Source organism: Pseudomonas sp. LS2P72 (assembly GCF_054897865.1).
This window is the reverse complement of sequence record NZ_CM142708.1, coordinates 3,727,984-3,742,862: the sequence shown is the minus strand read 5'-3', so window position 1 is coordinate 3,742,862 and position 14,879 is coordinate 3,727,984. Positions and strand designations below refer to the sequence as shown.

Here is a 14,879-nt window from a genome sequence, read left to right as displayed (position 1 = left end):
CATTTCCAACATCTGTAATTTACTGAACACAGCGACGTGCTCCGCACTGAATCAGGGAAGTGTCTAAATGTCCGAAAGCATGCTCGTTCGTGCCAGCCGCGATGGCGATCAGTTTCATTATCTGTGGGCAGCACGCCGCGCATTGCGTCTACTCACACCGGAAAGCGGTCTTGTAGCTATTACGATTGAGGGGGCGGCAACCGACGAGCTTCCTGGTGTCGAGCCCGTTGAGATCGGCGAGCAGCTCATCGACATAGCTGAGTACTACGGCAGCACTGTGCTAGAAAGCGCAACGCTGGTTCGCTACATGCAGCTCAAGCATTCGACGGTACGTGTAGACGAATTGTGGCAGCCGAGCGGTCTGGAAAAGACCATCCGTGGTTTTGCTGAACGCTATGACGCGCTTCAAAAAGAACTTCCAGATGTCCCGTTGTCCGAAAAACTTGAGTTTTGGTTCGTCACGAATCGCCCTATCAGCGCCGATTTTATTGCGGCAATCGAGGATGCTGCTGCGCAGAGTGAGCCTCGACATCCTGGCAACCTCAAAAAGCTGGAGACATTCACGTCACTGGATGGAGAAGCGCTCGCGACATTCTGCCGAATGCTTCGATTGGACGGTACGCATGATAATTACTGGACTCAACGAAACATCCTTTTCCAAGATGTCAGCGGCTATCTCCCGGATATGGATGTCGACTCTCCCATTAGGCTTAAGGAGCTGGTCAACCGTAAAGCGTTGTCAGAGAGCGCCGCTAATCCCGCAATCACCAAGATGGACGTGCTCCGAGAACTGCGCACGGATGAATCTCAACTATTCCCTGCGCCATGTCTGATTGAAGAAATTGCAGAGCTGATACCACGCCAGCAAGAACAGGCAATTATCCGCTCCATCATTGAAGCCGCTGGTAAACCCGTAATCGTGCACGCTGATGCAGGCGTCGGGAAATCAGTCTTCTCGACCAGGATCTGTCAAAACTTGCCTGACGGATCGGCCAGCTTGCTCTATGACTGCTTCGGGAACGGCCAGTATCGCAGCGTAACGGGCTACCGGCATCGCCACCGAATTGCCCTAGTTCAACTAGCGAACCAACTCTCTGCACTTGGACTCTCTCACCTCCTGATTCCGACAATGAATGCAGACAGTGCCGCCTACATGCGAGCGTTCATGCATCGTGTTGGACAGGCCGTGTCGATGCTTCGGGCTAAGAGTACAGACGCCCTGCTTTGCATCATCGTGGACGCCGCAGATAATGCGCAGATGGCCGCTCAAGACATCGGTGAATCTCGTTCATTTGTTCGCGACCTCCTGCGTGAAGCTCTACCTGAAGGGGTTAGACTCGTCGCCCTTTGTCGTCCTCATCGGGAATTCATGCTCGACCCTCCTCCCTATGCGCTGTCGCTTGAGCTAGACGCATTTACTGAGGAGGAAACCGCTGCGCACCTGCGTCAAAGGTTCCCCCGCGCTACTGAGCACGATGTCGCCGAATTCCACCGGCTAAGTTCACACAACCCTCGGGTTCAAGCACTCGCGCTCTCTCGTAAAGCCACACTTCCAGAAATGCTTCGTTTGCTCGGCCCGAATCCGACAACCGTGGACAGCGTAATCGAAAGCCTTTTGGAAAAATCCATCGCGAATTTACGCGATGCAGCCGGCAATCCTGAGAAATCGCAAATTGATTTGATTTGTGCTGGTCTTGCCGCGTTACGCCCGTTGATACCAATACCAGTTCTCGCAGCGATGTCTGGCGTGAGCCAAGCGTTGATCAGAAGCTTTGCGCTCGATCTAGGCCGGCCTCTTGTCGTCAATGAAGGCACCATTCAGTTTTTCGATGAGCCCGCAGAGACCTGGTTCCGAGAGCGATTCAAACCTGATGCGTCAAAACTAGGAGAGTTTATTGCGCACCTGGCAAACCTAAGTTCATCCAGTGCGTACGTAGCGGGTGTATTACCACAATTGATGCTCGAAGCCGGGCAGTTTTCAGAGCTTGTAGATCTGGCCCTGACCTCAAGTGGCCTTCCCGATTCAGGGCCAGTTGAACGTCGTGATATCGAGCTTCAGCGTCTTCAATTTGCCTTGAAGGCAAGCTTGCGGAGTCAGCGTTATCCCGAGGCGACCAAGCTCGCTCTAAAGGCTGGCGGCGAAAGTGCCGGTGATGAAAGGCAACGTGCTCTCCTACAGGAGAATGCGGATTTGGTCTCTTCATTTATGGACAGCAATGGCGTCCAAGAAATTGTTTCGCGTCGCACATTTGGCTCCGGATGGATCGGCTCTCACCATGTATACGAGGCCACAATTCTTTCGGGCTGTGTCGACTTAATCGGCGAGGCTCGTAGTCGTCTTCGTATGGCGGAAGAGTGGCTGAACAATTGGAACAAATTATCGGCCGATGAGCGACAGCATGAGCTAATCGAAGATGCGGATTTGGCCATGATGACGATCGCGCACCTCAATATTAATGGCGCAGCGTCCGCCGCGAACAGCTTACGTAGGTGGAGCCCACGTTCGATATCGTTCACGGCGGGCCGTATCGTGGCCAGGCGCCTGTTAGATCATGGGCGATATCAGCAGCTAGATGAGCTCGCGATAGCAGCAGGTGATGACCTAGGGTTAGTGCTTGCGTTGGCGGAAGAGGCACGGAATTTAAACCGTTTGCTGCCGATGGAACCGATAGAGCGGATATTCAAGCTTCTTGCCCGCTCGCAGATTCAGGCTGGTCAGGGCACCTCGAATAGCGCACCTACGTTATCAGCGGTTGTGGCAGTGATTGAGACCGCATACTGCCACGGTATTTGCGATGCGGCTGAAGCGTGCGATCTGATAGCACGGTATCTTCCTTCTGAGGCTCCAGTTCATCTTTCAGCTCGCTTCGGCGGTAGCCCGACGTCTTACCTACGGGCCTGCGCCTTACGCGCTGCTCTCTTAGGGACATCTCTCGAAATTATTGATGTTGCTGCACCGGCACTAAAAAAAGAGATGCAGGCTAGCAAACCACAGAGCAAGTCGCAGGAACTGCGGGAGTTTGAGGCTGAAATTGGCGCATTGCTTCCATGGGTTAATTTATGGGCACAGTCTTTTGTGAGCCCGTTAGTGAAAACTCAACTGGACGAGGCTCTCGCCCAAACCAAATCAACGTTTACGCAATCGCAGGGGTATCGCTATCGCGAACACGCGCACACCGCCAACGAAATTGCGAGTCTATGGATAGACATTCTCCTGGTCTCTAAGGCAGCTGACCACAACACCATAAAAGAGTTGGTGGACTGGACAACAACTTTGAGCCGCCAGTTATTCACCCCGACTCTCAATCGTCTTACGCGTCTATTCGCCAATGTCAGTGGCGCGGAGAACTATGCTTTTGAAATGGCTGAGACAGCGGCCTCGCTGCACCGAGCAGAACGTTCCGATGCGCGACACCAGGTGGAAGGACTCGTTGAAGTCGCTCGTTCTTTGCTCGCGATCAGCCCTGGCGATGCACAAGTTTATTTCAACGAGGCCGTCGATGTTGCAAGTAAAATTGGTGACGAAAACCTCGCTCGCTGGGATTCCCTCATTCATCTGGCGGAACGCGCTGCGAATGAAAAACGCCCGGCACCAGAGGTCGCTTACAATTTTGCCCGTTGTGCGGAACTGACCTATGAATACGTAGAGCGTGATAAGCACTTTGCGTGGAACGCTACGATCGAAGCCTTGGTGAGTTTGTGCCCTTGCTCTTCGTTAGTCATCGCGAGTCGTTGGCGTGATCGGCACTTTGGCGATGACAGCAGAATATTGGAAGTCGCGATTCGTGCACTGCTCGGCAAAAAAAATGTAAGTCCATTAGACGCATTGCCGCTGATTGGCTTTCGCGCCGAGTGGAGTGAAAACGCACTGGTTGCGGCGGCAATTCAAGACTGTGCGGAAATGCAGCTAAAGGAGACTGCCCTTAAGCTTGCCTACCGGTACATGACATTGAAAACGCGAACAGCCGAGCAGTGGCAAGTGCTGGAGTCCATCGCGAATTCCGCGGCCGTGACCATACCGGGATTGAGCTCGCGCATTTCCGAGACCATCCAATGCGAAGCAGCAAATGTAAAACGTCAAGCACCTGAGCCTGACTATCAAACGAGTATCTCCCACGATAAACGCGACTGGGACGAAGTGTTTGCCGGTTGCGACCTGTCGACATCAACGGGGATTTCGACGGCCCATAAAACGTTCAGGAGCGGTGAGCCCCCGTTCTACACGGACGCGTTCTTCAGCAAAGCATTCGGACGCATTCAGTTCGGCAAGGAAGCTTCGTTCATTACGGCCTTCGCAAACGCAGCGGAGTTCGACCTGAGGGACTTACGCAGCTTTCTGGAAACGCTGCCACCGCAATGGAAGGCCAGGCTCGCGCTCCGTAATGCGCTTGTCAGCATGCTGAAGATTGTTTGCCGACGACATTGCGTGGAAATCAAGCGCAGCCGGTACTACGAGGTAATGCCGTTTGATCTCGCCTACGAATCATCCGGTATCAGCAAGCATGAGTTACTGAATACAATTTTGGGCGCAATCGCCGAATCAGCTGAGCCTGCGGGATCGGAGCGTCTCTTTAGCCTTGTCGGACTGCTCGCTGAAAAGCTGAATCAAGACGAAGCCCTGGGTGCCCTATCCTACGGTTTGGAATTGTTCAACACTGTACTTGAGGAAAATGACGGTGATGGACGTTGGTCTCAACAGCTTGCACCACCCGCTGCTGTTGAGGATGCACTAGCGGGCTACGTATGGGCTGCTCTGGCCTCGCCTATCGCGGCGACGCGATGGGAAGCGGCCCACACTGTGGTTGCGTTATGTGCGCTGGATCGAAAACGTATTGTCGATGGGCTTTTGGCCCATGCAGTCAGTGACACACAAATGCCGTATGGAGACATCAGCTTCAAATTTTACAGCCTGCACGCTCACCAGTGGTTGTTAATAGCAACATCACGTGCAGCCTTGGAACATCCAGGTGCCCTGGTTTCTCATATTGACTACTTCCTCGCGAAGGCTGATCTGCACCAGCCTCACGTGCTCATTCGACTGTTTGCAGCCCGTACCATAATGACTTTGGTTAGCCAGGGGCTTGTCACTCTTCCATCCGGAGCTCAGCAACAGCTCGCAAATACACACGCTTCGGCCTTCCAAAGCATAGAAAAAAACGCACCTTCGACGTCGAGCATATTTTCAGATGATGAAGACTCCACGGAAGGCGACCGGTACTTCTTCGGGGGAGACTTTGATCAGTATTGGTTAGCCCCCCTAGGACGCAGTTTCGGGATGAAGCAATCTGAGATTTGCTACGAGACACAAAAGACTCTTCGTAACGAGCTAGGTTACACAGGGACACATCGCTGGGATGCTGACGAGAGAAACCAAGCTAAACTTTTTCAGTATGAGGATACGAATTGCAGGCAGGGCATCTATCCACGTGTGGATGATCTAAGTTTCTATCACTCCTATCACGCAATGATGATGACTGCCGGACGACTTCTGTTGACCCGGCCACAGGTCAAGCCTAGCGAGGAGTCGAATGAAGAGAAGTTTTCTGACTGGCTAACTCGTCACGATATCGCACGCCAAGATGGAAGATGGGTTGCCGATCGACGTGACCCAGAACCAGTGAGTCGCAATGACTGGCCGCGACGCGCTGAGGCTGATGATTGGCTTAAATCCATCGCTATCCATGACTTTGACCGGGGCCTATACCCCAGTTCGGGGCTGATTACAGTTTGGGGCCACTGGACTCAATTCGATGTGAATCACTCGGAGTCAATAACGGTGCATTCAGCTCTGGTATCACCGACCACTTCTTCGGCGCTTTTACGCGCCATTCAAACCGTTGAACACCCACACGACTTTCGAATACCAAGCGCTGGCGACGAGTTGGAGTTCGACACACCACCGTACGTACTTGAGGGTTGGATAAAGGATCAGCACACCGAAAATGGTATAGACAACAGCGATCCATGGGCGGGCAATGTACGGTTCCCGGTTCCCGAACCCGCGGCGTTCGTTGTTGATCTCATGAATATGTCGACCGATGCAGATCGCAGAGAATGGGTGCTACCTTCATCGCCAATGTTTGTAATGCGCTCCCATACATGGGGGTACTTCCAAGACAATGATAGATCTGAGCAAGCCACAGGTGTTCGGCTAGACGCTACCATTCCCTTTGTTATTGAGTTTTTGAAAGCAACAGGCAAGGATCTGGTAGTGGAGGTCGAAATCCAAAGAAACGCTCGCCACCAAAATTATCGAAACCGAGACGAAGATGAGCTCCAATACACTACCCCCAGTAACCGAATTTTCATTCTCAAGGGTGACGGAACCTTCCGAACACTCTGACGCGATAGTGGCCCTCGGGAAAAAGCTGGTCACAGAACAAGGATTTGATGGTTCAGTGGATACGCTTGGCCGTTGGATGGCTCATCACATCGCCGAGCTTATTACGGAGGCTGAATCGGCAAGTGGTGATGACCGCACTGCAAAGATGGCAAACGTGCGTGAAGCGATTTTGGCCCTGTGGGCACATAGGCATGTACTGCCCTCTGGGCGAAGCCCTTTCGCAGACATGGAGCCCATTTTCAATGCACTGGAAAGCCTCGACCCGGACACACCTCACTTTCGATACTTTTCGCCGTCTTTAGCCCCCGGCGTCAGCGACGAAGAATCCGAAGAGGTACAACGATACGTTGAAATGGCGAAAGCGATTGATCGAGCATCAAAAGTAATCGTCAATTTTTGCATAGCTGAGGCGGCGCAGAAAGCGCTCGACACCTCCAAGGAGTGGGTACAGCTCGCAAGTAAGGCTGAAGCGAATGAAGGTTTGGATATCACCTTGATAAGGATCATCACGGACAGAAGTGACTTGATAAAGGCACCGAATCCTGCTGCCGATCGTCGACGTATCCTGAATGACCGAAAACAAAAAATAGAAGCTTTGCTCGTCGGCGCAGCAGATCTTCTAAACCGTATCGATGTGCAGCTGGAAGAACTGCCACCTGACGATCAAGACGATCAAGACGAGTCAGAGATTATCTTAAAAATAGGCGATGATTGACGCCGTTCGTTGCTCTATCACTCTAGAGCATGCGTCCAAGCGAACAAGGTAGCACTAGGAGAGCTCGGCCCAGTTTGGTGGGACGATGGCAGCCCTGATTTCAATAGATACCAGGTTGCCAATACACCGTATGCGGACTGGTACCATTCATTGAGTATCAAAAACGCTTCTGCGAGTTGACCCGCAAACGACGCCGCCAAATTATGGTCTGGCAAAAATTATCGCTGAGCCATAATTTCGAATAATTGATTCAGATTAATCTGACGCCTCTAACAATCGGTATGGGCTACCTGCAATACACAGTCCAAAGCTGATCAACCCTCGTCGTAAAGCTCTGACTCATCATCTCCCTGCGCATGCCCCAATCCGGATCCGTCGGCACACTCGCCAAGCGTACTGTCCCCCTGCCCCACCTGCCATTGATGGCATCCAAAACGCTCATCACTTTCTCGGTTGCTTCCGGCTGGGAGACCGAGAAGAGATCTTCGGTGTACTCACCCTTTTGACAAAGGTTAACCAGAAGCACCTCAGCTTTGCTGTACTTGAAACCTGGGCGATAGACGCGATCCACCGCCTCCACCGCTGCCTTTGTCATCAATCGAACATCGTCAGTGGGGTAAGGCAGCTCCACCAGAACGCCATTGGCGTATTTGGCTTCCTCCGGATTGAACATCCCAGTGCGTATGCTCACCCGAATTTTCTTGCACAGTGAATGCTGGGCTCGGAGCTTCTCTGTGGCCCGCATTATGTAGGTGGCCACAGCTTCTTTGATCGGGGCAATATCGGTGAGACGCTTGCCAAACATTCGGGAACAGCAAATCTCTTGCTTCGGTGGATCAGGTTCATCGAGCTCAAGGCATGGCGTGCCGGCAAGCTCACGAGCAGTCTTCTCGATCACCACGCTGAATTTTTTGCGCAACATCCAGGGATCTGTTTTGGAGAGATCCCAAGCTGTCTTGATGCCCATCCCCTCCAGATGCAAAGTCATCTTCCGCCCTACTCCCCAGACATCAGAGACCGAGCATTTTTTTAGCACCCAGTCGCGCTTGGTTTGGTCGCGGAGGTCAACGACTCCGCCACTTTGCGCCTGCCACTTTTTCGCAGCGTGGTTGGCGAGCTTGCTGAGGGTTTTCGTACCAGCAATCCCAACACCGACTGGGATACCAGTGCTCTGATAAACCTGTGCACGGATCCGACGACCGAGTGCCTCTAGATCACCTGGTACACCCGCCAAATCCGCGAACGCTTCATCGATGCTGTAGACCTCCACAGCGGGCACCAGCGCCTCGATCACGCTCATCACGCGCTCGCTCATGTCGCCGTAAAGTGCGTAATTCGACGAGAAGGCGACGATGCCATGCTGCTTGAGTTTGTGTTTGATCTGGAAGTACGGCTCACCCATTTTTACGTAGGGCTTACTGTCGGCTGAGCGGGCGATCACACAGCCGTCTGAGTATCTGAATGACTCTAACAGTTAGTAAATTGCAAACCATTGATTTATAACGATATTACACCACTAACATTTTTCGATTATTTTTCCTCCGATTCTGATGGTGATACCCTCCGCTAAGCTAATACCGAGGCATAACTTACACAAAGCAAGGCAGCAGGTCGCAATCGACGGTTGCTTCGCTGTATACTTCTGGCTCCGCATACCCCTTGAAGCTACAGGAACACCAGCATGACTGTACTCCAAACGCTCTACTGGCAGCCTACGCCGCCTTAGCGCTACGCCCCCTCGCAACACCTCGCCTCCGCCAGTTTCGCTCGCGGCTGCGTACTGCTGTATGCCCGGTTCTTACACCCAAAGCACACAGCAAAATAATCCTCACAATTTGAATTCGTATCGACGCGCTCGCCATTTTCCTGGCGTGCGTGCGGTGCATTGTTTTGGATATTCTGATGCTACAAACACTCAAACAAACGTGGTTTTCCAACGTCCGTGCAGACGTGCTCGCGGGTCTCGTAGTCGCCCTGGCGTTGATCCCGGAAGCCATTGCTTTCTCAATCATTGCCGGCGTCGATCCCAAGGTCGGTCTCTACGCCTCCTTCTGTATTTGTGCTGTCATTGCCTTCGTCGGCGGTCGCCCCGGCATGATCTCGGCAGCTACCGGCGCCATGGCGCTACTCATGGTCACTCTGGTTAAAGAGCACGGGCTTCAGTATCTGCTGGCAGCCACCTTACTCTGTGGGGTTCTCCAAATACTCGCTGGCTACATGAAGCTTGGCTCATTGATGCGCTTTGTTTCGCGGTCGGTGGTCACAGGCTTTGTGAATGCATTGGCGATTCTGATTTTCATGGCGCAGTTGCCTGAACTCACCAACGTCACCTGGCACGTCTACGCCATGACCGCAGCGGGCCTCGGAATCATCTACCTGTTTCCGTATGTACCGAAGATCGGCAAGCTGATTCCTTCGCCGCTGGTGTGCATTCTGACCCTGACTGCAATCGCGATTTACCTGGGGCTGGATATCCGCACCGTAGGTGACATGGGCCAACTGCCGGACACGCTGCCGATTTTCCTGTGGCCTGAAGTCCCGCTGAATTTTGAAACCCTGCGCATCATCTTCCCGTACTCAGTTGCCTTGGCCGTAGTGGGTCTGCTTGAGTCAATGATGACCGCGACCATCGTCGACGATTTGACCGATACCACCAGCAACAAAAACCGCGAATGCAAGGGTCAGGGTGTGGCCAACATCGCTGCCGGGATGCTCGGCGGCATGGCAGGCTGCGCCATGATCGGCCAGTCAATCATCAACGTGAAATCCGGTGGCCGCACCCGTCTCTCGACGTTATGCGCCGGTATTTTCCTGCTGCTGATGGTGGTGTTCCTCGGTGAATGGCTCTCCAAGATCCCTATGGCGGCACTCGTCGCAGTCATGATCATGGTGTCCATCGGCACCTTTAGCTGGGATTCCTTGCGCAATCTGAAAGAGCATCCGCTGTCGACCAACCTCGTCATGGTGGCGACCGTCGTGGTCGTCGTGGCCACTCACAACCTTGCATACGGCGTACTGGTAGGTGTGCTGCTGGCCTCCCTGTTCTTCGCAAACAAGGTCGGGCACTACCTAGATATCAAGAGCACTCTGGAAGAGACGGAATCGCATCGGACTTACCACGTCGTGGGCCAGGTGTTCTTTAGCTCTGCGGACAAGTTCACTGAAGTTTTTGACTTCAAAGAAGCGCTCAACAAGGTCACCATCGATATCACACAGGCGCATTTCTGGGATATCACCGCCGTCGCAGCGCTAGATAAGGTCGTGATCAAGTTCCGCCGCGAAGGCGCTGAGGTTGAAGTGCTGGGTCTCAATGAAGCCAGCGCAACAATCGTTGACCGCTTTGGCGTGCATGACAAACCCGGTGCCATCGACAAGCTCATGAGCCACTAAGGAGAACGACAATGACCCACGTAATGGCATGCATTGATAACTCACAATCCTCATTGGCGGTCTGCGATTACGCAGCATGGGCCTCGCAACGACTCAGGGCTCCCCTGACCTTGCTTCATGTGCTGGATAAGGAGAAATATCCTGCATCCGCTGACCTCAGCGGCAATATCGGTCTCGGTAGCAGAGAGCATCTACTGGACGAGCTGGCCACGCTGGATGCGCAGCGTGCAAAACTGGCCTTGGAGCATGGGCAGCACATGCTTGAAAAAGCTCGCGAGCGGACAGTCATCTCTCGCGCCATGTCACCTGATCTGAAGCAGCGCCATGGCCATCTCGTCGAGAGCCTGAGCGATCTCCAAGACGATATTCGATTACTGGTTATTGGAAGAGTCGGTGAGGACAGCACGCGCAGTGCCCAAAGTCTTGGCAGCCAGATTGAAGCGGTAGTCCGAACTATCCACCGCCCCATCCTGATTACAACCAGCCATTTCAGGAAACCAGAAACGGTCATGGTGGCATTTGACGGCAGCGCTACTGGCCACAAGACCGTACAGATGCTTGCTTCAAGCCCGCTGTGCGAAGGCCTGCCAATTCATATCGTCATGGTTGGAACGGACTCTGAAGAAAACCAGAACGAGCTGGAGAAAGCACGAGCCACACTTGCCTCTTCTGGCTCGCTGGTGCATGCCGTGATCCTCCCAGGCGAAGTAGAGTCGGTACTGCATGCGTATCAGGCAGAGCACGGCATTGACCTCCTGATCATGGGAGCGTACGGGCACTCACGCATCAGGCAGTTTCTGGTAGGCAGCACGACCACGACGATGCTGCGAACATCCACTCTACCCGTATTGCTGCTTCGCTGAGCCCGTTTCCTCGGCCACAGTATTTCCATGACTGCGGAAATGTTGTGGCCATGCTGGACGATGATTAACTGATCTTGCCCTAACGAGACCACATGCAACTCATAACCGAAATTGTTCACCCCGAGCTGAAATCGAAACAGGGCAGAGTATTCCGTCGACATGCAGCACGCGGCATCGTGATGCGGGATGAACAGATCCTGTTGCTGTTCACCGAGCGCTATAACGACTTCAGCTTTCCTGGAGGCGGCCTTGATGGTGGCCGGACGGTTACGACGTTCAGAGAGGCCCCGTCAGATAGCTGATGAACAGACGAAACAGCTCAGCATTCGTGGAAATATCGAGTCGCTGGTAAATATTGTGCTTGTGAACCTTAACCGTGCCTTCCGATATCTTCAGAACAGTAGCGATTGACGTACTGCTGTGACCCTGCAATATCAATTTGGCTATGTAACGCTGTGTTTCCGTGAGTTGTCCTTTGAGGATGTGGACGAAAGCGTCCTCCGATCTGGCATCCGTGCTCTCTGTGTCTGTATAAAAATCGCTGAGCCTTAGCCGGCAGTGCAATTCCAGCAAGGAATTGATCACCGGTGCCAGCGTTTCCAACGCCTTCATTTCACCCGTCAGAAAAGCCCCATTCTTCAAGCTCCTCATCAGCGAATAAACAATCGCGACCCGTGACTGGACGGGAATGATGAAACCTATTTCTTCAATTAGTGTCCCGTGCTCCGACGACACACACGGGTGTAAATCCTTGGATATTGAAAAGCCCGACGAAAAGAAACTGTCGGGAGCCAGGTCGCTCATCCGCCATAATCCGGCCGGGTGATTGTTAATGCAGGCGACATAGAAAGGGTCGAGCAGGTAGCCACCGCGAATGTAGGCATTCAGCGTTTTTTCAGGAACCGACTTGTTGTACCCGTTGTGAATCAATATGGGCGGCTGATTGAAGCGGAAGAGATAACCGCAACTCATATCAAACCCCAATGTGCCTCTCAGGGCCGAATCGATGGACGCTCCCAGACGATCCGAACCGACGTCCCCTATCAGGGTTGATAGCATTTTTGCGTCACAAGCTTTCATCTTCATTACACTTCTGGTTCAGAAAATAGTGCCGCCCTGGCGGTTTGAAGGAAGCCGCACGATAGCTAACGCAACCATCCAGCGATACTTCAAACTCACCGGGCGCACTGACATTACGCAGCCATCAGGTCAATTCAGGGGCGACGTTCCTCCCCTCCTCTGCGATATCCTTCTCGCCAAGTTCCAGCGCCTTGGGCACAGCAAGCCAATAAGCGAGCATCATGCCAATCAAGCCACCGCTGAGCTTCCCAATGATCAGTGGAAGAATGAGAGACGGTTGAAAGTTGGCGGAATAGGCCAAGTGGTCGCCGAAGGTGAACGCAGCGCAAACCGAAAAGGCGATCACCAACACTTTGTCCTTGGGCGGCATGTCGGAGACCAATCGAAACATCGCCAATATGTTGGCCGATGCCGCGAGCAGACCTGCGGCGCCCACAGGCGAGAGTCCCAGCAGGGAAGCCACCTTTTCAATGGGTCTGGAAAGAAAACGCTTGATCAGGTAGACCATTGGAAAGGCACCGCACAGCATGATTCCGACGTATCCGGCAATTTCCAGAGCTCGGAATTGATCCTCTTTGTCGGCAATGATGGGAGCGAAACCCCAGGTGCCAAACACCGAACTGAAAAACGAAGTGAAATATTCGACGATGGAGGCCACCAGTACCAATGTCACGGCTCCGTACACAATCTGGCCAAGCCTGAGGAACAGCAGCACCATTAGGTTTGGCAAGTAGCGCAACGCTGCGGCGAGCGCGACGCAGAACAGAATCAACGGCATAAGATTCCGAACCAGCATCCCAAGATTGAAATTCAGCGCTTGCGTGGCTTCACCCGCAGTCGCTATGTCCGGCCGTACGCCCAGTCCAAGAAACTGCATACCCATCGCAATGATGATGATACTGATCGGAATACTCAATAATCCCGCCATGATGCCCAGGGCCATATACTTATGATCGGCCTTGGCCAGCATCGCCAGGCCCACGGGTATGACAAAGATCACGGTAGAGCCGGATTGGAAGCCGGTAATAAGGCCTAGAATCCAGCCTTCGGGGCTTTGTGACAGGGCATGAGCCAGTTGATATCCACCAAGATCGGAGGCAATGAATATCGGCCCGGCAATGCCGGCATCCGCGCCCATGGCGAGAAAGATCGGCGCCAGAATCTGGCTGATGAAGCTGGATATAAAGGGGATGGCGGCCATGATGCCCGCCACGGGCAAGAAGATCGGGCCAATGCTGTTGATGCCGGCGTTGAATTCCTTTGCGAGCTCAGACTCTGCATTAAAGATGGATGCCAGACCGCCTATAACGGCGCACACCATAATGATATAAATTACATACGTGCCTATATGTTCCATTGCTGCCTCTGCTATTAGGAGTTTATTGTTTGGCAGAATTGCGTTGCAGAAGTTTTTATTATTAGCGGTCAGTATTCTGACTTAGAGTGCGGTATATCCGTTATCGACAAAAAGATGGGTGCCATTGACGAAGCTGGAATCATCGCTGGCTAGAAACAGCGCGGCGGATGCGACTTCGGAGGGCTCACACAGTCGACCCTGCATTGCACCGATTGCCTCATCGGAAGCGTCCACGCCAAAACTCCGCAGCAAATCAAGCTCGCGCTTGCCATGAGCTGTACCGATAAAGCCCGGACAGATGGCGTTGCTGCGTATATTTCGATCACGGAACTCCACCGAAATGGCCCGCGAGAACATATGGCACGCCCCTTTGGTGGTGCAGTACAAGACTTCCATGGGCGTACCGACCACCCCGGAGATAGACGACGTTGAGATGATGCTGCCGCCTCCCGCCTCTATCATTCCAGGCAGGACAGCTTTCGTGACGAGGAACATGCTTTTGACGTTGATGCTCATCAGGCGATCCCAGTCCGCCTCATCCGTTTCCAGGAAAGGCCCGGCGGAAATCGTACCGGCATGATTCATCAACACGGTGATCGCTCCAAAGCGCTCTTCGGCTTGCCTGACCGCGCGATGAACCTGATCGGCAACAGAAACATCGCCAGGCAGGAAACATGCAATTCCGCCGGCAGCATTAATACGCGCAGCGATCGCTTCGCCTTGGCTGACTGGAAGATCCAGAATCGCGACTTTCGCCCCTTCTTTGGCAAACAACTCCGAAACGGCCAGACCACAGCCCCCTGCCCCACCACTAATCAGCGCCACCTTGCCTTCTAGTCGACCCATTTCGTTTTCCTTAGTGATAACCCAAATCAAGGTTTGTCATTTCAAGCTAAACGTCGACATAGGCAGTGTCCATATATCCACCGATATACATGTTCACAACCAACTGTTTTATATGGACTTTTAATGCCATTGCGGCATTAACGACATCGAGAAATGGCTGCTAATCTTCCCTCGCCGCTCGACTAGCGGAGCAATCGCTAGAGAATCACAGCTTTCCTAAACACACAGCTCTGCAACGCTGCATTGGAAAAGAAAAATAGCTTCCGAATCGCTCCGGAAGCAAAC

At 53.1% G+C, this 14,879-nt stretch carries 7 protein-coding genes and 2 pseudogenes; 5 read left to right on the top strand and 4 right to left on the bottom strand.

Translation table 11 applies throughout. From position 1 onward, the window contains the following. Positions 1–67 precede the first annotated feature (67 nt). Positions 68–6,343: an AVAST type 3 anti-phage nuclease/ATPase Avs3a gene (gene avs3a, locus ACYZUA_RS17100; RefSeq protein ID WP_461959800.1), complete on the top strand. Its 6,276-nt coding sequence runs from the start codon at positions 68–70 to the stop codon at positions 6,341–6,343. Beyond that, a complete protein-coding gene (gene avs3b / locus ACYZUA_RS17095) occupies positions 6,270–7,058 on the top strand; it encodes an AVAST type 3 anti-phage proein Avs3b (protein WP_461959799.1) in 789 nt (262 codons plus the stop codon). The genes avs3a and avs3b overlap by 74 nt, the downstream gene beginning before the upstream one ends. 286 nt (positions 7,059–7,344) lie before the next feature. Here the strand turns inward: avs3b and umuC are convergent. Beyond that, positions 7,345–8,511 (bottom strand): annotated as a pseudogene (gene umuC, locus ACYZUA_RS17090) (translesion error-prone DNA polymerase V subunit UmuC); the annotation flags it as partial. 449 nt (positions 8,512–8,960) lie between these two features. Here umuC and ACYZUA_RS17085 point away from each other — a divergent pair. The 3 genes and pseudogenes from ACYZUA_RS17085 to ACYZUA_RS17075 form a co-directional block, all read left to right on the top strand. Next, on the top strand, positions 8,961–10,448 hold the full coding sequence (locus ACYZUA_RS17085) for a SulP family inorganic anion transporter (RefSeq protein WP_461959798.1): 1,488 nt from the start codon (positions 8,961–8,963) through the stop codon (positions 10,446–10,448). Between the two features lie 11 nt (positions 10,449–10,459). Then, positions 10,460–11,311: a universal stress protein gene (locus ACYZUA_RS17080; protein ID WP_461959797.1), complete on the top strand. Its 852-nt coding sequence runs from the start codon at positions 10,460–10,462 to the stop codon at positions 11,309–11,311. A 92-nt stretch (positions 11,312–11,403) separates the two neighbouring features. Next, positions 11,404–11,580 (top strand): annotated as a pseudogene (locus tag ACYZUA_RS17075) (DNA mismatch repair protein MutT); the annotation flags it as partial. Positions 11,581–11,587: 7 nt separating this feature from the next. Here the strand turns inward: ACYZUA_RS17075 and ACYZUA_RS17070 are convergent. The 3 genes from ACYZUA_RS17070 to ACYZUA_RS17060 all read right to left on the bottom strand — a co-directional run bounded on the left by ACYZUA_RS17070 (position 11,588) and on the right by ACYZUA_RS17060 (position 14,594). Continuing rightward, positions 11,588–12,391: a LuxR C-terminal-related transcriptional regulator gene (locus tag ACYZUA_RS17070; RefSeq protein WP_461964028.1), complete on the bottom strand. Its 804-nt coding sequence runs from the start codon at positions 12,389–12,391 to the stop codon at positions 11,588–11,590. Between the two features lie 124 nt (positions 12,392–12,515). Further along, a complete protein-coding gene (eutH, locus tag ACYZUA_RS17065) occupies positions 12,516–13,748 on the bottom strand; it encodes an ethanolamine utilization protein EutH (protein ID WP_461959796.1) in 1,233 nt (410 codons plus the stop codon). Between the two features lie 81 nt (positions 13,749–13,829). After that, positions 13,830–14,594, bottom strand: coding sequence for an SDR family NAD(P)-dependent oxidoreductase (locus tag ACYZUA_RS17060; protein WP_461959795.1), 765 nt, complete (start codon positions 14,592–14,594; stop codon positions 13,830–13,832). Positions 14,595–14,879 lie beyond the last annotated feature (285 nt).